Raw genomic sequence first — 23,504 nt, 5'->3', positions numbered from 1 at the left:
GGTTCGCGTGCCGCCACGCGTCCTGCAATCTCGGGAGTTCTGATCGTGCCGCAATTCCTGCTACTGGCGACTTTCGGCGCCGTTGCCTGGTTCGGCTACAAACGCTTCGTTGCCGAGGCCGAGCGCGTCAGCACGCGCGTGCGGGAGGCCGAGAAAGAGCGCCAAAGCGGCGCGCAGGGCACCCTGATCGAGGATCCGCGCACGGGCGAGTATCGTGTGCGCAAGCCGGACGTTTGAACCGGCACTTGTCGCGCACCGGCCCGCGGCCTTGACCGTGTCGGGCATTCATGGCACCCGTCGCCGCCAACAGGCGCGCAGCCGGCAGCCCGGCGCGCCCGTGGTCCGTTGCGGCGATGGCGATCCTTTTCAAGTCACTGCACGATCGTGATCAAGACCCTCGGCTGCCCTCGGGAATCCACCATGTCCGCCGACCAGCTTGACCCTATGCATCCGACCCGCTCCTTTCAGGGGCTGATCCTCACCTTGCAATCCTATTGGGCCCGGCACGGCTGCGCCATTCTGCAACCCTATGACATGGAGGTCGGCGCCGGCACGTTTCATCCCGCCACGACGTTGCGCGCGCTCGGGCCGAAGCCCTGGAACGCCGCCTATGTCCAGCCGTCGCGCCGTCCGAAGGATGGCCGCTACGGCGAGAATCCGAACCGCTTGCAGCACTATTACCAGTATCAGGTCATCCTCAAGCCCAACCCGTCCAACCTGCAGGAGCTGTATCTCGGATCACTCGAGGCCATCGGCATCGATCCGCTGCTGCATGACATCCGCTTTGTCGAGGATGACTGGGAAAGCCCGACGCTCGGCGCCTGGGGGCTCGGCTGGGAGTGCTGGTGCGACGGCATGGAAGTCTCGCAGTTCACCTATTTCCAGCAGGTCTGCGGCATCGAATGCGCGCCCGTCGCCGGCGAGCTGACCTATGGTCTCGAGCGTCTGGCCATGTATGTGCAGGGTGTCGACAATGTCTATGATCTGAATTTCAACGGCCGCGAAGGCGCCGAGAAAGTCAGCTATGGCGACGTCTTCCTGCAGGCCGAACAGGAATATTCGCGCTACAATTTCGAGATCGCCGACACCACCATTCTGCTGCAGCATTTCATCGATGCCGAAAAGGAATGCGAGGCCATTCTCGCCGCCGGCTCTCCCGGCGAAGCCGGCGCCGGACTGCACCGATGCGTGTTGCCCGCCTACGATCAGTGCATCAAGGCCTCGCACGTCTTCAACCTGCTTGATGCGCGCGGTGTCATTTCCGTCACCGAGCGGCAGAGCTACATCCTGCGGGTGCGTAATCTGGCGCGCCAGTGCGGCGAGGCCTTCCTGCGCACCGAAGCCGGTGGCGCGAATTGGCGGTCAGACGCCGCCTGAGACATCGCCACCCAGGCTTGGCAGGGATTTGGCCTGTATGAGCCGCAATAAGCGCCGGTCCCGCCATTTGAATTAAGCCCGTCTGCCGCTAAACTCGTCGCGGGGCAAAGGGTCCGGCGCCGCCGGGGCAAACGGGAACTTGAGACATGGGCACCATCGTCACGCTCGTCGTTCTGGGCGCAATCGTCCTTTACGCGATCTATCTTTACAACACTCTCGTCAAGCTCAGGCAGATGGCGGCCGAAGGCTGGTCGGGCATCGATGTGCAGCTCAAGCGCCGTGCCGATCTGATTCCCAATCTGCTCGAAAGCGTCAAGGGCTACATGCAGCACGAGAAGGAAGTGCTGGAAAATGTCACCCGGGCCCGCGCGCAGGTGATGGCCGCGCAAAATGGCAGTCCGGGCCAGCGTGCCGCCGCCGAGAATATCCTCTCGGGCGCCCTCGGGCGCCTGATGGCTGTCGCCGAGAACTATCCCGATCTCAAGGCCAGCCAGAACTTTCTCGAATTCCAGCGCGCCCTCGAGGAGACCGAAAACGAGATCTCGCTGGCGCGGCGCTACTACAACGGCGCGGCCCGCAATCTCAATATTGCCGCCGAAGCTTTTCCTTCGGTGCTGATCGCCAGGCAGTTCGGCTTCGACAAGGTCGAATATTTCGAGATCGAGGACACCTCGGACCGCGCCACCCCGCAGGTCTCGTTCGGATGATCAAGCCGCAGCGTTCGGATACGGCGGTGGCGGGCACCGCATGACGCGGATCGCTCTCCTCGCCGGTCTCCTGCTCATCTGCCTCGCGGCAGGGCCGGCCGCCGCCCGTGAGGCGATCGAGCACTTCCATGCGAAAATTCTGGTGCTCGCCGACGGCACGCTCGACGTCACCGAGACGATCCGCGTCCGTGCCGAGGGGCGCGATATACGCCGCGGCATCTACCGCGACATCCCCGTCAGCCACACCGACGAGCGGGGCCTGCGCTTCGACAAGGGCTTTGAAATCCTCGCCGTCTCGCGCAATGGCGATCCCGAGCCGCATCATATCGAGTGGCCGGGCCGGTTCCTGCGCCTGTACATCGGCGAGGAAGACACGCTGCTGCCACCGGGATCGCACACCTACAGCATCCGCTATCAGACAACACGCCAGCTGCGCTATTTCGAGGATTTCGACGAGATCTACTGGAACGTCACCGGCAATTTCTGGGCCTTTCCGATCCTCGCCGCCTCGGCGGAAATCATCTTGCCCGCAGGTGCAACCGCCGAGCGCCTGGCGGCCAGTACCGGACGGTACGGTACGCAGGGCCGCGACTATCGCGCCAGCGGCGAGGGGACCTCGCGCGCCGTGTTCGAAATGACGCGGCCGCTGGCGCCGCAGGAAGGTCTCACCGTTGCCGTCGGCTTCACCAGCGGCGTCGTCGCAGTTCAGCAGGACACGCTGCGCACCATGCTGCTCAGCAATGCCGGCTTGCTCGTGCTGCTGGCGGGCTGGATCATCATGCCGCTCTTTTTTCTCTTTGCCTGGCACCGCATCGGCCGCGACCCGCCGCCGCGCACCGTCATTCCGCTGTTCCATCCGCCGGGCGATCTCGAGCCGGCGGCCATCTCCTACATTCACTTCCACGGCTTCAGGACCCACGGCAAGCGCCATCTCGCCTTTATCGCCGCGCTGCTGTCGCTCGGCGTCAGGAAACGGCTCGTCATCGCTGAGGACGCCGCCGCGGGCATCACGCTGCGCCGGGCCGCCGCGCCGCCGGCCGCAGATCCGCTGCCCGTCGGCGAAGCGGCGCTTTATGATGCGCTTCTCGGCCACCGCCAGGAGATCGCCCTCGACCGCGGCAACGGCAAGACGCTGCTGTCGGCGCAGATGCGCTTTCGCAAGGCGTTGAGCCGGCTTTACAAGAACAGATATTACCGGCTCAATCGCGGCTGGTTCATCTCCGGCCTGGTTCTCGGCATTGCCACGCTGGCCGGCGGGCTGGTATTGCAGCAGCCACCCGACGAGGGCCTGGTCTTCATCATCCCGGTTCTCGGCGCCGCGATCGCCGGTGCGGCGGCGACCGTGCTGGCCTCGCGCATCTGGAATGACCCGTTGCGCGGTTGGGCCATGCGCGGACTGGCTGTGCTGATGTTCGCCATCGGCACCGCGTTCTTTGCCGGCAGCCTGCTGTTGCCGTTGGTCAGTGAAGGACCGGAGCTTTACCGCATTGTCAGTCTGCTCCTCGTTTTCGGCGTGGCGATTGCGGCGGCCATGCTGCATCTGCTGGAGGCGCCGACGCCGCTGGGTGCCGACATGCTGGCGCGCATCGAGGGCTTCAAGCTTTATCTCGTGACCGCCGAGAGCGCCCGGCTGAATCTGCGCAACGCCCCGCAAATGAGCGAGGAACTGTTTGAGCGCTATCTGCCCTATGCGGCAGGTCTTGGCGTCGAGCAGCCGTGGTCCGAAGCCTGGGCGGCGCATCTTGAGCGCGTCGCACCCGACGATGCCAACGCCTATCGGCCCGGCTGGTACAGCGGCCGCAACTGGTCGCCCTCCCGGGTCGGCGCCACGGCGGCGGCCTCGGTCGCGGCAGTCTCCTCGGCCATGGCCGCGGCGATGCCGGCACCGAAGAGTTCGTCCGGCTCCTCGGGTGGCGGTTTCTCCGGCGGCGGCGGCGGTGGTGGTGGCGGCGGCGGCTGGTAGCGCAAAGGGTGAGGGCCGCCGCACCGGCATGCGGTGTGCGCCGCCTCCTGATCGGAAGGTGACAAGCGCACAAGGTCTTGCTAAGTCCCGCCAGCCTTTCCAACTCTCTGCCGCGTGGTGCGTATGCCTGATCTTCTGCTTGAACTCCGCTCCGAGGAAATCCCGGCCCGCATGCAGGCGCGGGCGGCCGGCGATCTCAAACGGCTGGTCACCGATGCGCTCGTCGAGGCAGGGCTGACCTATGAGGCGGCCCGTGAATACTGGACCCCGCGCCGTCTGGCGCTCGATCTTCGTGGCGTCACGGCACGCTCGGCCGACCAGCGCGAAGAGCGCAAGGGGCCGCGCGTCGATGCGCCGGAGAAGGCGATTGCAGGCTTCCTCCGCGGCGCCGGGCTGTCCTCGGTGGACGAGGCGGAAGTCCGCTCCGATCCGAAAAAGGGCGAGTTCTACGTGGCGGTGATAAGCCGCCCCGGCCGGCCGGCAGAGGAGATCATCGCCGACGTCCTTCCGGGCATCATCCGCAATTTTCCCTGGCCGAAATCCATGCGCTGGGGCCGGGCATCGGCCGAGCCGGGCAGCCTGCGCTGGGTCCGGCCGCTGCAATCGATCCTCTGCACCTTCGGGCCGGAAACCGAAGAACCCACGGTCATCGATTTCAAGGTCGACGGCCTGACCGCCGGCAACACCACGGTCGGTCACCGCTTCCACGCACCTGGCGAGATCGTCGTGCGGCGTTTTGATGATTATGTCGACAAGCTGATGGCCGCCAGGGTGGTGCTCGATGCGGCCCGCCGCCGCGAAATCATTCTCAGCGACGCCCGCAACCTGGCTTTCGCCGCCGGCCTCGAACTGGTCGAGGACGAGGCTCTGCTTGATGAGGTCTCGGGCCTCGTCGAGTGGCCGGTGGTGTTGATGGGCGATTTCGAGTCGGAGTTTCTTGAAATCCCCGGCGACGTCATCCGCCTGACCATCAAGACCAACCAGAAGTGCTTTGTCACCCGCACGCCCGAAGGGCAGCTCGCCAACCGCTTCATTCTTGTCTCGAACATCGAGGCCCGGGACGGCGGCGCCGAGATCGCCCGCGGCAACGGCAAGGTGGTGCGGGCGCGGCTGTCCGATGCGTTGTATTTCTGGACCACCGACCAGCGCGATCTGCCCGACCGCGCCGACCTCGAGAAAAGCGCCGCGCTCCATCGCCTCGATATTGCCAAACCGCTCGACCAGCGCATGGCCCGGCTCGACGCCCTGACTGTCACCTTTCATGCCCGTCTCGGCACCCAGGGCGCGCGAGTTGCCCGCATTGCTGATCTGGCGGCCGGCCTCGCACCGCTGCTCGGCGCCGATCCGCAACAGGCCCGCCGCGCCGCCACGCTCGCCAAGGCCGATCTGCAGACCGAAGTCGTGCAGGAGTTTCCCGAAGTCCAGGGCGCCATGGGGCGCATCTATGCCGGCCTGCAGGGCGAGGACGCCGCGGTCGCCGCCGCCATCGAGGAGCATTACAAGCCGCAGGGCCCGTCCGACGCGGTGCCCTCCGATCCCGTCGCCATCGCCGTGGCGCTCGCCGACAAGCTCGACACGCTCGTCGGCTTCTGGGCGATCGACGAGAAGCCGACCGGCTCGAAGGATCCCTATGCATTGCGCCGCGCCGCACTCGGGGTGATCCGCATCCTCGTTGAGAACCGCGTCTCTGTTCGCCTGCGCCGCCTGCTGGCGGCCGCCGCCGACCGCATCGCTCAGGATGGGATTGATATTGACGGGGAGGGGACAGATGGCGGCCGGAAAAGGGGTCTGGAAACCGATCTTCTGTCTTTTTTCCACGATCGGTTGAAGGTCTATCTACGCGACCAGGGCGCCCGCCACGATCTCATCGATGCGGTGATCTCGCCCAGCGCCGACGATCTGCTCTCGGTCACCAGCCGCGTCGACGCGCTCGGCCGTTTTCTGGCCAGCGAGGATGGCGCCAACCTTCTCGCCGGCGCCCGCCGTGCCGCCAATATTCTGGCCGCCGAGGAGAAGAAGGGAACGACCATCGCCGGCGAAGTCGATGCGGGCCTGTTGCAGCAGGAAGAAGAAAAGAAACTGTTCGAGACGGTGAATCAAACTGCCAGCGAAGCCGAACAGGCTATTGAGAACGAAGACTTTTCCGCTGCAATGGGCGCTCTTGCCAGATTGCGTGAACCTGTTGATTCATTCTTTGAAGCTGTGCTCGTCAATGCCGACGATGAGAATCTGCGCGGCAATCGGTTGGCACTGGTCGGCATGATCCGCAGCGCCACGAGCAAGGTCGCGGATTTCGCGCGCATCTCCGGATAAACGCCGTGCCGTGGGCTCAGCCGCCGGCCAGCGCCAGCGCTCAGTTCACGCGCAGCTTGTAGGACGAGGGATCGAAAATCGGCGCCGTCGCGTCTCCCTCGGCGCTGCGTTCGAGCGCCGATGTCGTCGTCGTGTCGATCACCGGGACCGGCGCCGAAATCTCCAACTCGGCGTCAGCCTCTGCCTCTGCCGGGATCAGGGCGGGAACGGGGAGCGTGCTTGCGGTCACCGGCCGCAACGGCATCTCGCCCGGTGCGGCCATCTGCAATTCCGGCGGCGGCGCCTTGGGCAGCACCGGCAGCGCCACGGCTGCCAGTGACAGGGGAGCAGGAGACAGGGGGGCAGGAGACAGGGAAGGCGCTTTCGGATCGCTATCCACGCTGTCCGCACCGTACAGGCTGATCTCTTCTGGTCGCGCCTTGCGCAGGATCGTTACCGGGCTGCCGCCAAGCAGGTTCTCGGTTGTCGCGAGATAGGTCTCCTCGCCGATCTGCCGCAACTCGTTCAGGACCGTGCCGGGCGGCAACATTTTCTCGGCGCGCGCCTCGGCTTCTCTCTGGGCCTTGCAGATCGGGCAGCCGATCGTGATCACGCTCCCGGTCTTCGCGGAAACCTCGAGCACTTCGATCGATCCGGCCACGGCCGGCAGGGCCGTCACCGCCATCAGTGCCGGCACGGCCGGAACCGACATCATCGCCGCAAACAGGATGGAACGCATTCGGTCTCTCCTTCTCCGGTTTCACCGGTTCATCGAAAGAGCCTAGCAACCTTCCGTTACAAGGAGGTTTGGGAAGCTGGTAAAGATGGCGTTAACGCTGGCTCCTGGCGCAGCGCCTAGGAGCGCTCCCGTTCGACCTCGCGCCAGCCGATGTCGCGCCGGCAGAACCCCTCGGGAAAGTCGATCAGATCGACGGCACGATAGGCTGCCGCCTGCGCATCGCTCACCGTCTCTCCGAGCGCTGTGACGTTGAGAACCCGGCCCCCCGCCGCCGTCAGCACCCCGTCCTCTTGCCGTGTGCCGGCGTGAAACACCAGGGCGCCGTCTTTCTCAGCTTCGCTGATGCCGTCGATCCTGCCGCCCTTGCGCGGCTTCATCGGGTAACCCTCGGCGGCCAGCACCACGGACAGCGCCGTTTCCGCCCGCCAGTGCAGGGCAGTCTCCTCGAGCCGGCCATGCGCGGCATCGTCGAGCAGCGCCAGGAGATCATCGCGCAGCCGCGGCAACAGGACCTGGCACTCCGGATCGCCGAAGCGGACATTGTATTCGATCAGTTTCGGTCCGTCCGCCGTCAGCATCAGGCCGGCATACAAGACGCCCGTGAACGGATGGCCCATCTCGGCCATGCCGCGCATGGTCGGCGCGATGATGGCATCCATCGTCTGCCGGATCAGCGCCGCGTCCATCACCGGGGCCGGCGAATAGGCACCCATGCCGCCGGTGTTCGGGCCGCTGTCGCCATCTCCGACCCGCTTGTGATCCTGGGCGCTGGTCAGCGCCACCGCCCGGTCTCCGTCGCACACGCAGAAAAAGCTGACTTCCTCTCCGGTCAGGAACTCCTCGACCACCACCTCGGTGCCGGCGTCCCCGAATGCGCCTTCGAAGCAATCATCGATCGCGGCCAGCGCCTCGGCCTCGCTCATGGCCACCGTCACACCCTTGCCGGCCGCCAGGCCATCGGCCTTGATGACGATCGGCGCGCCGGTCTGACGCAGGTAATTCTTGGCTTTCGGCGCATTGTTGAAGCGCTGATAGGCGGCGGTCGGAATGTCGTAGCGGGCGCATAGATCCTTGGTGAATCCCTTCGACCCCTCGAGTTGCGCCGCGGCCGCGCTCGGCCCGAACACGGCGACGCCCGCGTCCTTGAGGCTGTCGGCCAGGCCATCCACGAGCGGCGCTTCCGGTCCGATCACCACCAGCGCCACGGCGCGTTCCCGGCAGAAGGAGACGATGGCGCCGTGATCGCTGGCATCGAGCGCAACATTCTCGCCGCATGCGGCGGTTCCGGGATTGCCGGGAGCAATGAACAATGTGCGCAGGCGCGGCGATGATTTCAGCTTCCAGGCGAGAGCATGTTCCCGCCCTCCGGAGCCGATCAACAGCACGTTCATTTTTTCCGCCATGCCCAGTCCCTTTCCTCTGCTGGGCTGTGGGTAAGGCGAAGCAACCCGGGCGTCAAGCGCCGGTCAGGTCACCCTGGCTGCGGCATGCGGAACCTGGCCGGAGAAATCTTGACCCGCCTGCCATCCGCTGCCAACAAGGCGCAATGAACAGCTCCATGACACCGCAAGATACCGGCGACCGCGTAGCCGATGCGCCATCTGACAATTTCGTTTACCGGCTGTTGCCGCGTGCCCTCTGGCCGCATGCCCAGCTTGCCCGCTGGGACCGGCCGATCGGCTGGCAATTGCTGCTGTGGCCATGCCAGTGGTCAACCCTGCTGGCCGCAAATGCGCTGCTCGCCACAGGCGCCTTTTCTGCCGGTCTGCTCCTGCAGGTGATCTGGCACCTTCTGCTCTTCACCATCGGCGCCATCGCCATGCGCGGGGCCGGCTGCACCTGGAACGATCTCGTTGATCAGGGCATTGATTCCGAGGTCGCCCGCACCCGCTCGCGGCCGCTGCCGGCCGGTCGCATCAGCCGCCGGGCGGCCTATGCCTTCCTCATCGCCCAGGCGCTTGTCGGTCTTCTGGTGCTCATCCAGTTCAACCGTTTCACCATCCTGCTTGGCATCGCCTCGCTCGCCATCGTCGCCGCCTATCCCTTCGCAAAGCGCTTTACCAATTGGCCGCAACTGATTCTCGGCCTTGCCTTTTCCTATGGCGCACTGCTCGGCTGGACGGCGCTGCACGCCGAACTGGCGCTGGCCCCCTTTGCGCTGTACGCGGCGGCCATCTGCTGGACGATCGGCTACGACACGATCTATGCGCATCAGGACAAGGAGGATGACGCTTTGGTCGGCGTCAAGTCGACGGCGCGGCTGTTCGGCGACCGCACGGCGCAATGGCTGATCGGCTTTTACGCCGCCTTTGTTGTCCTGACCGCGCTTGCCTTCGCGCTCGCAGATGTTCTCTGGCCGGCCTGGCTCGGCCTGGCACTGGCTGCCGCCATGCTGGGCTGGCAGATCCGTCATCTCGAAATCGATGACGCGGAATCCTGTCTGGCCCTGTTCAAGACCAACACCCGCGTTGGCCTGGTGCTGTTTACCGGCCTTGCCGCAGCCTTTGTTCTCGCCGCCCTTTAGATCCAGCGCGACATGAAAAACCCGGACCGTTTCAAGGATCCGGGTTCGCCTGACTGGAGATCAGGAATGAATCTGCGCCGTCCGCGTTGCGCCGTCGGCCTCAGCCGCGCGCGATGATCTCGCGGCCCTTGATCTTCATGCGCAGGCCGCTGCCACCGGTCTTGCGCCGCACCAGAAAGCGCGGGCGGCGCGGGCCGGCGTTCGAGCCGCGGCGGCGGGCTTTCGGCGGCTGCGAGCTTTCCTTGTCCAGCGGCCGCGCCACACCATCGGCTTCCACCATCATCATCGGAATCTGGTAGAGTTCCGACCACAGTCGCCAGTCGGCGGCGATGTCGGCGAGATCGTGCGCCACCAGGAGCGGCACCGACAGGCCGGGATCGCTGTGATGCAGTTCCAGCGTCACCGTGATGGTGCCGTCGCCATGGTCGATTGCGCGGGCTGCCACACCGGAAAAGGCGCGTGCCGGCAGGGCGATCGACAGCGGCAATCCGGATTTGCAGAGTGTCTTCTTCATCACCGCGCCGCGCGCGTCGAGCGTGACGGTGACTTCCGCGGGTTCGTCGCGTCCCGCATAGGACACTTTCTGGGGAAAATGGTTGGGATCCAGGCGGAGTTCGTACCCGGCCCACTCCGGCTTGATGTTGCTATTGGTATTGCTCATGTCTGTCGCCTTCCAGTGCCCTTGAGAGCCGGTGATCCGGTCTTCTTTCGGTCGGAGCGTTTTCCGCTCTCTGATGACGACAAGATAGCGCCGTTCCTTTCTCGCCCTCTTAAATTACAGGGTTAAAAAAGTCTCGATCTGGCAAATGGTTAGCGAAACCCGACCGGGTGTAACGGCCTGTTCAGCTTTGGCGCGCGATGGCCCGCTGATCCCGTTTTTCAAGGGCGGCGCGGCGCCAGAACCTTGCCCGGATTGAGGATGCCGGCGGGATCGAAGGCGGCCTTGATGCGCGCCATCAGGTCGATCTCGATCGGCTGGCGGATGCTGGCCAGTTCATCGCGCTTGAGCTGGCCAATGCCATGCTCGGCGGAGATCGATCCGTTCATGTCGATGACGATGGCATGAACGATCGCATTGACCTCGCGCCAGCGCGCCAGGAAAGCCTGTTTGTCGGCGCCCACCGGCTGCGAGATGTTATAATGGATATTGCCGTCGCCCATATGCCCGAAGGCGACGATGCGCGCGGCCGGTATCGCGGCAAGCACCGCCTTGTCAGCCGCTGCCAGGAAGGCCGGCACCCGCGCCACCGGCACCGACACGTCATGCTTGATCGACCCGCCCTCGGGCTTCTGCGCATCGGATATCGCCTCGCGCAACTGCCACAGTTCGCCACGCTGCGCCTCGCTCTCGGCCGCCACGGCGTCGCGCACGAGGCCCTTGTCATCGGCATCGATGAACAGCGTCTCCAGCAATCCGCGCGCCGCCTCTTCCGACTGCCCGGAGGAAATCTCGACCAGCGCATACCAGGGATGCGCCGCCGACAGGGGATCGCGGCCACCTTCGGTATGGCGGATAACGAAATCGAGAGCGATGCGCGGCATCAGTTCGAACCCGGTCAGCGACGATCCGCAAATATCTGCCGCAATGCGGAACAGCGCCAGCGCCGCCGCCGGATCGTCGACCCCGATGAGAACGGTCTGCCGGCCGCGCGGCCGCGGCGCCAGTTTCAGAACCGCTGCGGTGATCACGCCGAGTGTCCCCTCGGCGCCGATGAACAGATCGCGCAGATCGTAGCCTGTATTGTCCTTCTTCAACTGCCGGAGCCCGTTCCAGATGTCGCCGCTTGGCAGCACCACCTCCAGTCCCAGGCACAGATGCCGCATCGAACCATGCGCCAGCACCGCCGTGCCGCCGGCATTGGTCGACAGGATGCCGCCCACCTGGCACGAGCCTTCCGAGGCCAGTGACAGCGGAAACATCATCCCCGCCGTCTCCGCCGCCTCCTGCACCGATGCCAGCACCACGCCGGCTTCACTCGTCAGCGTGCCGCCAATTGCGTCGATGTCGCGAATACGGTTCAGCCGTGACAACGACAGGATGACCTCGCTGCGGCCCTGCTGCGGCACCTGCGCTCCGGTCAGCCCCGTATTGCCGCCCTGCGGCACGATAATCGTGCCGGTCGCGCTGGCCAGTTTCAGGATTTCCGCGACTTCTTCGCGGCTGCCCGGCCGCAACAGCAGAGGGCTGGCATCATGGTAGAGGCCGCGCGGCTCGATCAGATGCGGCGCGATCTCCTGCGCATCCGTGATCGCATGGCGTGCCCCGACAATGGCGGCAAATCGCTCGATCGGCGGCACGGGCGAGGGGGGCTGGGCGCTCATGAGCCTGCTTTTAGCCCTGGCGGGCAGGACTGTCGAGACAGGTCGGACCGGCGATCCTCGGCATCGCTCAGGGGCGTGGCGCCGCGGCCCGCTGCAAGCGATCGGCGATTGCTTCTCCAAGCCCCTCATGCGGCACGGGGCCGACGCGGATCGTTGCCGCGCCGCTGGCATCCGCCGCCTTCAGATGGCCAAACAGATTGGTCGCCGCTTCATTGATATCCCCCGCCGGGCTGAGATCGAGAACGAGCCGCGCATCCGCCTCGCCGCCAAGAGCCCGGCCGCCGAAACGGATCACCGCATCGCCCGGCTGACAGGCATCGGCCTCGAGCACCAGTTGCGCCGCCGGAGCGTAGTGTGAACTGAGCATGCCGGGCGCAATGACGCTGCCATCGACTCCCTGCGGGCTCGATGCCAGACGCGCAACGGGAAAGCAGGCAACCGCCTCGATCGCCTCGGTGGCGATGCCGCCGGGCCGCAGCAGGGTCAAGGCATCGCCATCGACCTTGAGAATGGTTGATTCCACGCCCACCGGTGTCGGCCCGCCATCGAGGATGAGCGGGATATCGGCCCCGAGATCTTCGGCGACATGTGCGGCGCTGGTTGCCGTGATGCGGCCGGACCGATTGGCGCTCGGCACCGCCAGCGGCTTGCCGAACGCCGCGATTACCCGGCTCGCGAATCCGCGCGGCATGCGCACCGCCACCGTGTCGAGCCCGGCGGTTGCCAGTTCGTGAATCCCATGACCGTCCGCAAGCGGCAGCACCAGGGTCAGCGGACCGGGCCAGAAACTGGCAGCCAGCCCCGCCGCCAGGGGTGAGAACACGGCATGCTGCCTGGCCATCTCCAGGCTGGCCACATGCGCGATCAGCGGATTGAAGCGCGGCCGGCCCTTGGCGGCGTAGATGCGGTTGAGCGCCGCGGGGTTGGATACATCGCCGGCAAGACCATACACCGTCTCCGTCGGCAACCCGATCGGCTGCCCGTCCGCCAGCGCTGCCAGTGCGCGTGCCAGCGCCGCCTCCTCGTTGTCCTTGATGTCAATGATCTCAGCAGTCATGCCCCGTCCCGCTTCATGCGCGCCACCCCGGCGCTTTAAAATATCTCCGCCAACCTATAACGAAGCCATGGGCTTGTGCCAGATCGTTGCGCCGAAAAGGAGGCCTTCGCCTGCCGATTCTTTAATGCGATACGGCGCGAAAACCGTGCGCGACAAAGCAGCTTTGATTGACGTGCACGTCAAAATCCCCTAGCCAAACCTCAAAGGGCGGCAGCGCTCCGTCCCGAGATCAAAAGCCGGCCCGACCGCCGCCGGCCCGCCAGGAGGAAGACAGATGTACCGCGCCCCCGTCGATGAGATTTCCCATGCCCTCAAACACGTCGCCGGCCTCAACAAAGCCATCGAGGACGGCCGTTTCGAGGACCTGTCTGAAGATCTGGTCGATGCCATCCTGACCGAGGCCGGCCGCTTTGCCAGCGACGAGATCGCCCCCCTCGATGAAGGTGGCGACACCAACGGTGCGCGGCTTGAAAATGGCGCGGTGACGACGGCGCCGGGGTGGCAGAAGCTCTACAAGGACTGGACCGAGGGCGGCTGGAACGCGCTGACCGGCCCGAGCGAATTCGGCGGTCAGGATTTGCCGATCATGATGTCGGTCGCCGCTTTCGAGATGTGGAATTCCGGCTCTCTCGGTTTTGCCATCGGCCCGACACTGACCGTCGGCGCCGTCGAGGCGATCGAAAAGCACGCCGATGCGGCACTGAAGGCGATTTACCTCGAGAAGATGGTGTCCGGCGAGTGGACGGGCACGATGAATCTGACCGAGCCGCAGGCCGGCTCCGATCTCGGCGCCCTGAAAACCCGCGCCGAACCGGTCGGCGATGGCAGCTACCGCATTTTCGGCCAGAAGATCTTCATCACCTATGGCGAGCACGATCTGACCGACAACATCGTGCATCTGGTGCTCGCCCGGCTGCCGGACGCACCGGCCGGCACGCGTGGCATCTCGCTGTTCCTGGTGCCGAAATTTCTCGTCAATGACGATGGCTCGCTGGGCGCCCGCAACGATCTGCAATGCGTCGGGCTCGAACACAAGCTCGGCATCCATGCCTCTCCGACCTGCACCATGGTCTATGGCGATGGCAGCTTCGGCGACACGCCGGGCGCCATCGGCTGGCTGGTCGGCGAGGAAAACAAGGGCCTGGCCTGCATGTTCACGATGATGAACAATGCCCGCCTGCATGTTGGCATCCAGGGCGTATCGGCCGCCGAGGCCGCGTACCAGAAGGCACTCGAATACGCGCGTGAGCGCACCCAGGGCCGGGCGCCCGGCCACAAGGGTGAGGGCATGAGCCCGATCATCGAACATCCCGATGTGCAGCGCATGCTGTTGACCATGAAGGCGCTGACCGGGGCTGCGCGTGCCATCTGCTATGCCTGCGCCCACGCCATCGACATGAGCCACGCCAGCGAAGGCGAGGCGGCCGGCACATGGAGCGAGCGCGCCGGCATCCTGACACCGATCGCCAAGGCATTCTCCACCGATATCGGTGTCGAGGTTGCCTCGCTCGGCGTGCAGTGCCACGGCGGCATGGGCTTCATCGAGGAAACCGGCGCGGCGCGCTATTTCCGCGATTCCCGCATCGCGCCGATCTATGAAGGCACCAACGGCATCCAGGCGATCGATCTGGTCACCCGCAAGCTGCCGCTTTCGGACGGCGGTGCCGTTGCGGCTCTGATCGCCGAATACCGCGATGACGCCGAAGCCGTGCGCGCCTCCAACCGCGACGGCCTTGAGGGTGTTGCCGAACGGCTCGATGCCGCGCTCGACAATCTTGAAGCCACCACCGGCTGGTTGACCGAGGCGCTGCAGGAGGGCCGCAAGGCCGAGGCGCTGGCCGGCGCGACCCCGTATCTGCGCCTGTTCGGTCTCGTCGCCGGCGGCGCCTATCTGGCGCGCGGCGCCATTGTTGGCGGCGATGGCGATGATGCGGCCGCCGCCACCCGCGCCGCGCTCGCCCGTTTCGCCGCCACGAACCTGTTGCCCGAGACCGCCAGCCTTCGCGCGACAGTCACCGGCGGCAGCGATACGGTCGCAGCTGCGGCAAGTGCCGTTTTCGGTTAAACACGTCAAAGCAAGGAACATGGCATGAGCGAGCACATCGAGAGCGAGTACCGCGACGGCGTTCACATTTTGCGCATGGCGCGGCCTGAGAAAAAGAACGCTCTGACCCAGGCCATGTACACGGCGATGGTCGAAGCTCTGCAGGCCGCCGAAGCTGATGACAATGTGCGCGTGCATGTCCTGTTCGGCACGCCCGGCGCCTTCTCCGCCGGCAATGACATCGCCGATTTCATGGCCGTCGCCCAGGGCGGCAGTCTCGCCGAGCCGACGCGGCGGTTTCTCGAGCTTCTGCCAGGTTTGACCAAGCCGCTGATCACCGGTGCCGACGGCATCGCCGTGGGCATCGGCGCCACCATCCATTTCCATGCCGATCTGACCTTCGCCACGCCGGCGACGCGCTTTCATACACCGTTTGTCGACCTGGCGCTGGTGCCGGAAGCCGGCTCCAGCCTTCTGCTGCCGCAAATGGCCGGCCACCAGCGGGCTTTCGCCCTGCTTTGTGCCGGTATTCCGTTCAGCGCCGAAGAGGCGCGTGATGCCGGCATAATCTGGAAAGTGGTCGATGCGGCGGAACTGGAAACCGAAACGCTCAACGCGGCCGCGGCACTGGCAGGAAAACCGCCCAAGGCGCTGCGCCTGGCCCGCGATCTTCTCAAAAGAACCGGCCGTGACGCCGTGGCGGCCCGCATCGATGAAGAGGTGGCGCTGTTCGGTCAGCAGCTCAAGTCTCCCGAGGCGCTGGCCGCCTTTCAGGCCTTCATGGCGCGGAAGAAGTAGCTGCGCGTCAGGGAGTTGAACTATGACTTCGGGCGCTCAAGCAGCGCCACCGCCTCCACATGCGGTGTCCACAGGAACTGGTCAATCGGTGTCACGGACATCAGCCGATAGCCGCCATCAATGAGAATGCGCAGATCACGCGCCAGCGTCGCCGGGTTGCACGACACCGCCGCCACCCGTTTCACCGTTGAGCGGGCGATCTCCTGCGCCTGCCGCTCGGCACCGGCCCGTGGCGGATCGAACACCAGCCCCTGATAGGCTTTCAGCTCCGCCGCCATCATCGGCCGCCGTGCCAGGTCGCGCGCTTCGGTGCTGACCGGCTTGAAGCCCTGCACCCGCCGCATCGCCCGGTCGAGCGCCGCCAGCGACGGCGCAAAGCCCTCCACCGCATGCACGATCTGCTGGCACGCCAGCCGCGCCGCGAAGGTGCCGCAGCCGGCGTAAAGATCCGCCACCCGCTTGGCCTTTTTCAGATGCGCGCTGACCAGATCGGCCATCACTGTCTCGGCCCGCGCGCTCGCCTGCACGAAGCTGCCGGGCGGCGGTGTCACGCTCACGCCACCGAAATCGAGCTGCGGCGGCTGCTTTTCCACCAGCACTTCGCCGTTGAAGGCGATGCGCGCAACGCTCGCCGCCTTGCGCGCCGCCGCCACCAGCCGCAACCGGTCCGTGTCCGCCAGCTTGAAAGGGGCGTCAAAGGCGATGTCGAAGCCGGATTGGCTGTCGAGAACGGCCATCTGGAAGGCTTTCGGACTCACTGCCGCCTGAGCGGCCAGCGCGCGCAGCAGTGCCAGGGCCGAGACGATACGCGGTGTTGCGATCAAGCAGGTGGCGATATCGACGATCTCGTGCGTGCCGGCGCGGTGGAAGCCGAGTATCCCGCCGTTGTGACTTCGCCGCGCCGCAAAAACCACCCGCCGCCGCTCGCCCGGATGCGCCTCGACCAGTGGCGCCACCTCCGTCTCGAGCCCGCGTGCTTTCAGCGCCGAAATGACCAGATCGCGCTTCCAGGCCGTGTAGAAATCGCGTCCGATATGCTGCACGGCGCACCCGCCGCAGGCCGCATTTTCGCCATCCGGCCCGAAATGCGGACACGGCGGTAGCGTGCGCGCATCGCCTGGCTCAAGCACCGATAGCAACGTGCCGCGCGTGCCCTCGACCGCGGCCTGGATGACATCACCCGGTGCGGAAAACCGCACAAAGGTCGCCCCGTGCGGGCCCGCGCCAATGCCATCGCCCTGCGCGCCAAGCTCGCTGATCTCGATCCGTTGTGCGCTCACGCCTTCACGCCTCCAAGCAGAAATTCACTGTTGCCGTCGCTGCCCTCGATCGGCGAGGCGATCAGCCCGGTCGCCCGCCAGCCGGGCTGCGCCGCAAGCCAGTCGCGCAAACTCTCGGCAATCGCCGCCGCGCCCGCCGCATCCTTCAAAAGCCCGCCCTTGCCGATGGCCTGCCGCCCCGCCTCGAATTGCGGTTTGACGAGCAGCACCGCAAAAGCGCCTTTGTCCGCCAGTTCGAGCGCTGGCGGCAGCGCCAGTTTCAGCGAAATGAAGCTGACATCGCTGACCACCATGTCGATCGGGCGGCCGTCGAGCTGCGCCGCCGTCAGCGATCGTGCATTCAGACCTTCAATATTGGTAACACGCGGATCGGCCGCTATGTCGGCATGCAACTGGCCATGCCCGACATCGATGGCGGTCACATGCCGCGCCCCGCGTTCAAGCAGCACCTGCGTGAAGCCGCCGGTCGAGGCGCCGATGTCGAGACCGTTCCGCCCGCGCGGCTCGAACCCGAATGCATCCAGCCCGGCACTGAGCTTCAGGGCGGCCCGCGAGACATAGCCACACGCCGCATCATCGACTTCAATCGCCGCATCCCCGGGCACCAGCGTGCCCGGCTTGGCCACCCTTTGCCCATTGACCCGCACCGTACCGCGCACGATGGCGTCGCGGGCGCGTGAGCGGGTCGCATAAAGGCCGCGCGTGACCAGAAGCTGATCAAGCCGCTGGCGGCTGGCATCACCTGCTGGGGAAACCTTGCTGGTCATCGGCGCCACACCTCGCGGGCCAGGCAGCGGCTGGGCATCAGGCACGGATGCTGTCCGCGCCCCCGACGCCGAGCGCCGCAAACACCGCCGAAAGAATGGCCGTCCGGTCAAGGCCAGCCTTGGCATACATCTTTTCCGGCTTGGCCTGATCCATGAAGATATCCGGCATCGCCAGCGGACGCACTTTCAGGCCGTGGTCGAGGAGGCCTTCGCTGGTCAGAAAATGCAACACATGGCTGCCGAACCCGCCGACCGAGCCCTCCTCGATGGTGATCAGCACCTCGTGATGGGTGGCGAGCTGGCGGATCAGGGTCGCATCCAGCGGCTTGGCAAACCGGGCATCGGCAACCGTCGTCGGCAGCCCGGCCGCGTCCAGCTCCTCGGCGGCGGCAAGGCATTCCGCAAGCCGCGTGCCGAACGACAAAAGCGCCACCTTGCCGCCTTGCTTGACGATCCGTCCCTTGCCGATCTCGAGAACATCGCCGCGCTCCGGCCGATCGACGCCGACCCCTTCGCCGCGCGGATAGCGAAAGGACAGCGGCCCTTCGTCATAGGCGGCGGCCGTGCGCACCATGTGCTTCAGTTCCGCTTCGTCGGCGGCAGCCATGACGACAAAGCCCGGAAGGCAGGCGAGATAGGCGACATCGAAGGCGCCCGCATGGGTGGCGCCGTCAGCGCCGACATAGCCGGCCCGGTCGATGGGAAAGCGCACCGGCAGCTTCTGGATGGCGACATCATGCACCACTTGATCGTAACCCCGCTGCAGGAAGGTCGAGTAGATCGTGGCGAACGGTTTCAGTCCCTCGCTCGCCAGTCCGGCCGCGAATGTCACCGCATGCTGCTCGGCAATGCCGACATCAAAGGTCCGCGCCGGAAATTCCGCGCCAAATGTGTCGAGCCCGGTGCCCGAAGGCATCGCAGCCGTCACCGCAACCACCCGCTCGTCTTCGCGCGCTTCCGCGATCAGCGCCTCGGCGAAGACGTTGGTGTAGCTCGGCGCGTTCGGCTTGGCTTTCGCCTGCGTGCCGGTGATGACATCGAATTTCGCCACACCGTGATACTTGTCGGCGGCCTGCTCGGCGGGCGCGTAGCCCTTGCCCTTTTGCGTGACCACATGGATCAGCACCGGCCCGTCGGCATGATCGCGCACATTGCGCAACACCGGCAGCAGATGCTCGAGATTGTGCCCGTCAATCGGCCCGATGTGATAAAAACCCAGTTCCTCGAACAGCGTGCCGCCGGTGACATAACCACGCGCATGCTCGACGGCGCGGGTGATGGCCCGATCCATCTGCTTGCCGAGATACGCGGTCAGCTTCTTGCCGACATCGCGGAACCCCATATAGGTGCGCCCCGAGGCCATCCGCGCCAGATAGGCGCTCATCGCCCCGGTCGGCGGCGCGATCGACATGTCATTGTCGTTGAGAATGACGATCAGCCGCGCATCGAGCGCTCCGGCATTGTTCAGCGCCTCATAGGCCATGCCGGCCGACATCGCCCCGTCGCCGATCACCGAAATGACGTTGCGCTTTACGTCCTGCAATTCGCTGGCCACCGCCATGCCGAGACCGGCCGATATCGACGTTGAGGAATGCGCCGCCCCGAACGGGTCATATTCGCTCTCGTCGCGCTTGGTGAAGCCCGACAGCCCGTCCTCCTGGCGCAAAGTGCGGATGCGATCGCGCCGGCCGGTCAGGATCTTGTGCGGATAGCACTGGTGCCCGACATCGAAGATCAGCCGGTCATGAGGTGTATTGAAAACCTTGTGGATGGCGATCGTCAGTTCGACAACGCCGAGGCCGGCGCCGAGATGCCCGCCGGTCTGCGAGACGGCATCGATCATCTCGGCACGCAACTCCGCGGCGAGGTCCGGCAAGTGCCGGTCATCAATGCTCTTCAGGTCGGCCGGGGTGCTGACGCGGTCGAGAAGCGGGGTATCGGGGCGTTGGCTCACACATCATCCCTTTCCAGCATCCGCCTATCCCGGAATGCCATCACTGTAAAGAATATGCGCGAATGGCGACCTATCGGCCCGGCAGGTCTACCGGCAAAACCCTACTCCGGGTCGAGCGGTTCGACGCCGGCCGGCTTGCCCTCGCGGTCGAGCCGGATCTTCTCGATACGCTGTTCGGCAGCGCCAAGCAGCTTCTCGCAATGGGCTTTCAAGGCTTCGCCACGCTCGTAGATCTCGATCGACTTGTCGAGCGGCACATCGCCCTTTTCCAGCTGATCGACGATGCGTTCGAGTTCCGCCACCGCCGCCTCGAAACTCATTGCGGACACTGCGTTCGCTTCGCTCATTGTCACCCTCTCATCAGACGCAGGACATGCGAGCCCGCCGACTCGGCCAGCCCGAGCAGATCATAGCCGCCTTCCAGCAGGCTGACGACCCGGTTGCCATTGTAGCGCGAGGCGATATCCATCAGTTTTCCGGTCGCCCAGTCGAAATCGTCGGCCACCAGGTTGATCTCGGCGAGCGGATCGCGGTGATGCGCATCAAAGCCGGCGGAAATGATGATCAGGTCCGGACGCGCATTTTCCAGCGCCGGCAGGATGCGGCTCTTGAAGGCGTCGCGAAAATGGTCCGAACCGTCATTCGCCGAAAGAGGCGCGTTGAAGATATTGCCCTGGCCGGTTTCCTTCAGCGCCCCGGTGCCCGGATAAAGCGGCATCTGGTGCGTCGAGCAATAGACCACCGACTTGTCGTCGTAGAAGATGTCCTGCGTGCCGTTGCCGTGGTGCACGTCCCAGTCGACGATCGCCACCCGCTCGACGGCGTATTTTTTCTGCGCGTGCCGCGCCGCGATCGCTGCCTGATTGAACAGGCAGAACCCCATCGCCTTGTCGCGCTCGGCATGGTGCCCGGGCGGCCGCGTCATCACGAAGGCATTGTCGGTCTCGCCGTCCATCACGGCATCGACCGCCGCAAGCGCCCCGCCAACGGAAATCAGCGCCGCCTCGAGGCTGCGCGGGCTGACGGACGTATCCTCGTCGATGCGCGCCCGGCCTTCTTCGGGAATGGCTGCCTTGACGCGCGCCAGGAAGCGCTCGGGATGCGCCAGCAGCACGCTGTCCTCGGCGGCCATCGGGGCTTCAAGGCGCTTCAGCGGCGCAAAGTTCTCGTGCTCGAACACCGCTTCCAGCGCCCGCAGACGGTCGGGCCGCTCCGGGTGGCCGGGGGGTGTCAGATGCTCAAGGCAGATCGGATTGGAATACAGAAATGTGGTCATGCCGGTTTGTAGCAGAATTTCGCGCCGCCGAAAGGGCGCATCTGCCGGCAGGAGCATCGCTCACCCCTTGAACAAAATAGGAACATGTGCACAGTGGCCGCATGTCGATCGCGCTTTCCAATGAACTTGCCCGCCGTATCTTCATGACGCGCCAGGGACTGTGCGCCGCGCCCGGCCAGGCCTTGACGAAAGCGGGCCTTCTCGACCTGATTACCGACATCGGTTTCGTGCAGGTCGATTCCATCGCCACCGTGGCCCGCGCCCACGATCAGATCCTGTTCTCCCGCAACCAGACGTTCCGCCGCGCGCATCTGCGCCAGCTTCTCGAACAGGACCGGGCGCTGTTCGAACACTGGACCCACGATGCCTCCATTCTGCCGACCGCCTTCTATCCCTACTGGAAGCACTATTTCCGCCGTCGCGAAGCGCAGATCCGCAAGCGCTGGGGCAAGTGGCGCGGCAATGGGTACGATCGCGCCTTTGCCGAAACCTATCGCCGCGTGGCGGAAGGCGGCCCGGTAATGGCGCGGCAGTTGAAGGCGGAAGCGCATCAGGACCACAGATCCGGCGGCTGGTGGCATTGGCATCCCTCCAAGACGGCGCTGGAATTTTTCTGGCACACCGGCCGGCTGGCGGTTGCCGGACGCGAGAATTTCCAGAAGATCTATGATCTCGCCGAACGCGTGATCCCCGATGCGCAGCGTCAACGTGAAGTCAGCCATTCAGAATTTATCGACTGGTCCTGCCGCGCGGCGCTCGAGCGGCTTGGTTTTGCCACGCCGGGCGAGATTGCCGCCTTCTGGAATCTCGTCACGCCGCAGGAAGCCAAAGCCTGGGCCTCGGAAAATGCCCAGGATCTCAAGGACGTGCTGGTCGAAACAGTGGATGGCAGGGGGCGTGCGTCACTGGCATTCAAGGATCTGTCCTGCGATCTTGGCGACTGGCCCGAGCCGCCCCGCCGGCTGCGTGTGCTGAGCCCGTTTGATCCGCTGCTCAGGGATCGCAAACGCGCCGAGCGTCTGTTCGGCTTTTCCTACCGCATCGAGATTTTCGTGCCGGAGGCGCAGCGACGCTACGGCTATTATGTTTTCCCGCTGCTTGAAGGCGACCGGCTGGTCGGCCGTATCGACATGAAGGCCGAGCGTGCATCCGGAACGCTCGCCGTGCGCCGCCTGTGGCTCGAGCCGGGTGTGCGGGCCGCGACCGGCCGTCTGGATCGGTTGCAGGCGGAATTGGTGCGCATCGCCCGCTTCGCCGGTGTGAAGAGCGTGTCCTACGCGCCGGACTGGCGCGAGACCTGAGTGCTCAGATGATCTCGGTTGCTGAAATCTTGATGCCGAACCCTTCCAGCCCGACATAATGGCGCTCGCGCGAGGTGAACAGCTTGATCGACGACACGCCGAGATCCCTGAGGATCTGAGCCCCAAGCCCGATCTCGCGCCATTCGTTCTCGCGCGCCATGGCCTCCTCATGCGCTTCGCTCTCACTTGATGTGTGCCGCGGCGCGCGATGCCCCACGCCGACCGAGCCTTCGCGCAGATAGACGATGATGCCGCGGCCCTCGTCAGCGATGCGCCGCATGATCGTGTCCATCACCCGATCCTGGCCGAAGACGTCGGTGACCACCGATTCAAGATGCAGCCGCACCGGCACGTCCTCGCCATCGCGAATGTCGCCGAACACCATGGCAAGGTGATGCATCGGATCCCACGGCAGCGCATAGGCATAGGCCTTGGCCGGGCCGGCGATGGTCGCTTGCTCGAAGCTTTCGACCATCTCGATCAGCGTTTCCTTGCGCTGCCGGAAGGCGATCAGATCGGCAACGGATACCGTTTTCAGCCCGTGCTGCTCGGCAAAAGCCGTGACCTGTTCGCCGCGCGTCACGGTGCCATCATCATTGACGAGTTCGCAGATCACCCCGATCGGCGGCAGGTCGGCAAGGCGGCAAAGATCGACGGCCGCTTCCGTATGTCCCGAACGCATCAGCACGCCGCCCTCGCGCGCCACAAGGGGAAAGATGTGGCCGGGCCGCACGAAATCGACGGCGCCGGCATTCGGATTGGCCAGATTGCGCACCGTCAGCGTGCGATCATCGGCGGAAATGCCGGTGCTGGTGCCGTGCTTGTAATCGACCGAGACCGTGAACGCCGTGGAATGCGGTGCGTCATTTTCCGCCACCATCGCCGTCAGATTGAGCCGCCGCGCTTCCTCGCGCGGCATCGGCGCACAGACGATGCCGGACGTATGCCGGACGATGAACGCCATCTTTTCCGGGGTGCAGTGCACGGCGGCGACGATCAGGTCGCCTTCGTTCTCGCGGCCGTCATCATCGGTGACGACAACGATTTCGCCGGCCTCGAAGGCGCGCAATGCATCAATCACCCGTTTCTGGTCATAACTCATC

20 protein-coding genes are annotated in these 23,504 nt (G+C 65.3%); 9 read left to right on the top strand and 11 right to left on the bottom strand.

Annotated elements, in window-relative coordinates:
• The first annotated feature begins 45 nt into the window (after positions 1 to 45).
• From KY465_RS06730 to glyS, 5 genes are all read left to right on the top strand, one after another.
• Positions 46 to 237, top strand: a complete 192-nt coding sequence (locus KY465_RS06730) for a hypothetical protein (protein WP_219200927.1) — start codon at positions 46 to 48, stop codon at positions 235 to 237.
• A 207-nt stretch (positions 238 to 444) separates the two neighbouring features.
• Positions 445 to 1,377, top strand: coding sequence for a glycine--tRNA ligase subunit alpha (locus KY465_RS06725; RefSeq protein ID WP_219201701.1), 933 nt, complete (start codon positions 445 to 447; stop codon positions 1,375 to 1,377).
• Positions 1,378 to 1,523: 146 nt separating this feature from the next.
• On the top strand, positions 1,524 to 2,084 hold the full coding sequence (locus KY465_RS06720) for a LemA family protein (RefSeq protein WP_219200926.1): 561 nt from the start codon (positions 1,524 to 1,526) through the stop codon (positions 2,082 to 2,084).
• A 40-nt stretch (positions 2,085 to 2,124) separates the two neighbouring features.
• Positions 2,125 to 4,047 carry a DUF2207 domain-containing protein gene (locus KY465_RS06715; RefSeq protein WP_219200925.1) on the top strand — a complete coding sequence of 641 codons (1,923 nt, stop codon included), beginning with the start codon at positions 2,125 to 2,127 and terminating at the stop codon, positions 4,045 to 4,047.
• 123 nt (positions 4,048 to 4,170) lie between these two features.
• Positions 4,171 to 6,360 carry a glycine--tRNA ligase subunit beta gene (glyS, locus tag KY465_RS06710; RefSeq protein ID WP_219200924.1) on the top strand — a complete coding sequence of 730 codons (2,190 nt, stop codon included), beginning with the start codon at positions 4,171 to 4,173 and terminating at the stop codon, positions 6,358 to 6,360.
• Between the two features lie 40 nt (positions 6,361 to 6,400).
• Here the strand turns inward: glyS and KY465_RS06705 are convergent, their stop codons facing one another.
• Positions 6,401 to 7,078: a plant virulence effector HPE1-like domain-containing protein gene (locus KY465_RS06705; RefSeq protein ID WP_219200923.1), complete on the bottom strand. Its 678-nt coding sequence runs from the start codon at positions 7,076 to 7,078 to the stop codon at positions 6,401 to 6,403.
• Between the two features lie 116 nt (positions 7,079 to 7,194).
• Positions 7,195 to 8,469 (bottom strand): phosphoribosylamine--glycine ligase, encoded by a 1,275-nt coding sequence (gene purD / locus KY465_RS06700; protein ID WP_219201700.1) that lies wholly within the window; start codon positions 8,467 to 8,469, stop codon positions 7,195 to 7,197.
• A 167-nt stretch (positions 8,470 to 8,636) separates the two neighbouring features.
• On the opposite strand from purD, the gene ubiA reads away from it, so the two are divergent.
• Complete coding sequence (gene ubiA / locus KY465_RS06695) at positions 8,637 to 9,602, top strand: 4-hydroxybenzoate octaprenyltransferase (protein ID WP_219200922.1); 966 nt, start codon at positions 8,637 to 8,639, stop codon at positions 9,600 to 9,602.
• Between the two features lie 100 nt (positions 9,603 to 9,702).
• Here ubiA and KY465_RS06690 read toward each other — a convergent pair whose 3' ends face one another.
• The 3 genes from KY465_RS06690 to KY465_RS06680 form a co-directional block, all read right to left on the bottom strand.
• Entirely contained in the window at positions 9,703 to 10,263 is a 561-nt protein-coding gene (locus tag KY465_RS06690) for a DUF6101 family protein (RefSeq protein ID WP_219200921.1), read from the bottom strand.
• A 218-nt stretch (positions 10,264 to 10,481) separates the two neighbouring features.
• Complete coding sequence (locus KY465_RS06685) at positions 10,482 to 11,924, bottom strand: FAD-binding oxidoreductase (RefSeq protein WP_219200920.1); 1,443 nt, start codon at positions 11,922 to 11,924, stop codon at positions 10,482 to 10,484.
• Between the two features lie 67 nt (positions 11,925 to 11,991).
• Positions 11,992 to 12,981: an L-threonylcarbamoyladenylate synthase gene (locus KY465_RS06680; RefSeq protein WP_219200919.1), complete on the bottom strand. Its 990-nt coding sequence runs from the start codon at positions 12,979 to 12,981 to the stop codon at positions 11,992 to 11,994.
• A 274-nt stretch (positions 12,982 to 13,255) separates the two neighbouring features.
• Between KY465_RS06680 and KY465_RS06675 the strand changes: the two genes are divergently transcribed.
• Together KY465_RS06675 and KY465_RS06670 are read left to right on the top strand one after the other, a co-directional pair.
• Positions 13,256 to 15,046, top strand: a complete 1,791-nt coding sequence (locus KY465_RS06675) for an acyl-CoA dehydrogenase family protein (RefSeq protein WP_219200918.1) — start codon at positions 13,256 to 13,258, stop codon at positions 15,044 to 15,046.
• Between the two features lie 24 nt (positions 15,047 to 15,070).
• Entirely contained in the window at positions 15,071 to 15,823 is a 753-nt protein-coding gene (locus KY465_RS06670; RefSeq protein WP_219200917.1) for a crotonase/enoyl-CoA hydratase family protein, read from the top strand.
• A 20-nt stretch (positions 15,824 to 15,843) separates the two neighbouring features.
• Here KY465_RS06670 and KY465_RS06665 read toward each other — a convergent pair whose 3' ends face one another.
• The 5 genes from KY465_RS06665 to KY465_RS06645 all read right to left on the bottom strand — a co-directional run bounded on the left by KY465_RS06665 (position 15,844) and on the right by KY465_RS06645 (position 21,100).
• The gene (locus tag KY465_RS06665; protein ID WP_219200916.1) at positions 15,844 to 17,103 is read right to left on the bottom strand and encodes a class I SAM-dependent RNA methyltransferase; all 1,260 of its coding nucleotides are present in this window, start codon (positions 17,101 to 17,103) and stop codon (positions 15,844 to 15,846) included.
• Positions 17,100 to 17,870, bottom strand: coding sequence for a TlyA family RNA methyltransferase (locus tag KY465_RS06660; protein ID WP_219200915.1), 771 nt, complete (start codon positions 17,868 to 17,870; stop codon positions 17,100 to 17,102). Before KY465_RS06660 ends, KY465_RS06665 begins: the two co-directional genes overlap by 4 nt.
• 37 nt (positions 17,871 to 17,907) lie before the next feature.
• Positions 17,908 to 19,824 carry a 1-deoxy-D-xylulose-5-phosphate synthase gene (dxs, locus tag KY465_RS06655; protein WP_219200914.1) on the bottom strand — a complete coding sequence of 639 codons (1,917 nt, stop codon included), beginning with the start codon at positions 19,822 to 19,824 and terminating at the stop codon, positions 17,908 to 17,910.
• Between the two features lie 101 nt (positions 19,825 to 19,925).
• Positions 19,926 to 20,171, bottom strand: coding sequence for an exodeoxyribonuclease VII small subunit (locus KY465_RS06650; protein ID WP_219200913.1), 246 nt, complete (start codon positions 20,169 to 20,171; stop codon positions 19,926 to 19,928).
• Positions 20,172 to 20,173: 2 nt separating this feature from the next.
• Positions 20,174 to 21,100 (bottom strand): histone deacetylase family protein, encoded by a 927-nt coding sequence (locus KY465_RS06645; protein WP_219201699.1) that lies wholly within the window; start codon positions 21,098 to 21,100, stop codon positions 20,174 to 20,176.
• A 101-nt stretch (positions 21,101 to 21,201) separates the two neighbouring features.
• Here KY465_RS06645 and KY465_RS06640 point away from each other — a divergent pair, with 101 nt between their 5' ends.
• Positions 21,202 to 22,401: a winged helix-turn-helix domain-containing protein gene (locus tag KY465_RS06640; protein WP_219200912.1), complete on the top strand. Its 1,200-nt coding sequence runs from the start codon at positions 21,202 to 21,204 to the stop codon at positions 22,399 to 22,401.
• 4 nt (positions 22,402 to 22,405) lie between these two features.
• Here KY465_RS06640 and ribB read toward each other — a convergent pair whose 3' ends face one another.
• Complete coding sequence (gene ribB, locus KY465_RS06635; RefSeq protein WP_219200911.1) at positions 22,406 to 23,503, bottom strand: 3,4-dihydroxy-2-butanone-4-phosphate synthase; 1,098 nt, start codon at positions 23,501 to 23,503, stop codon at positions 22,406 to 22,408.
• Between the last annotated feature and the right edge of the window lies 1 nt (position 23,504).

This window comes from Neohoeflea coraliihabitans (genome assembly GCF_019334345.1).
In the GTDB taxonomy this organism is placed as follows: Bacteria; Pseudomonadota; Alphaproteobacteria; order Rhizobiales; family Rhizobiaceae; genus Pseudohoeflea; species Pseudohoeflea coraliihabitans.
Note: the sequence above shows the minus strand (reverse complement) of the source record. Positions and strands in the feature narration are given on the sequence as shown.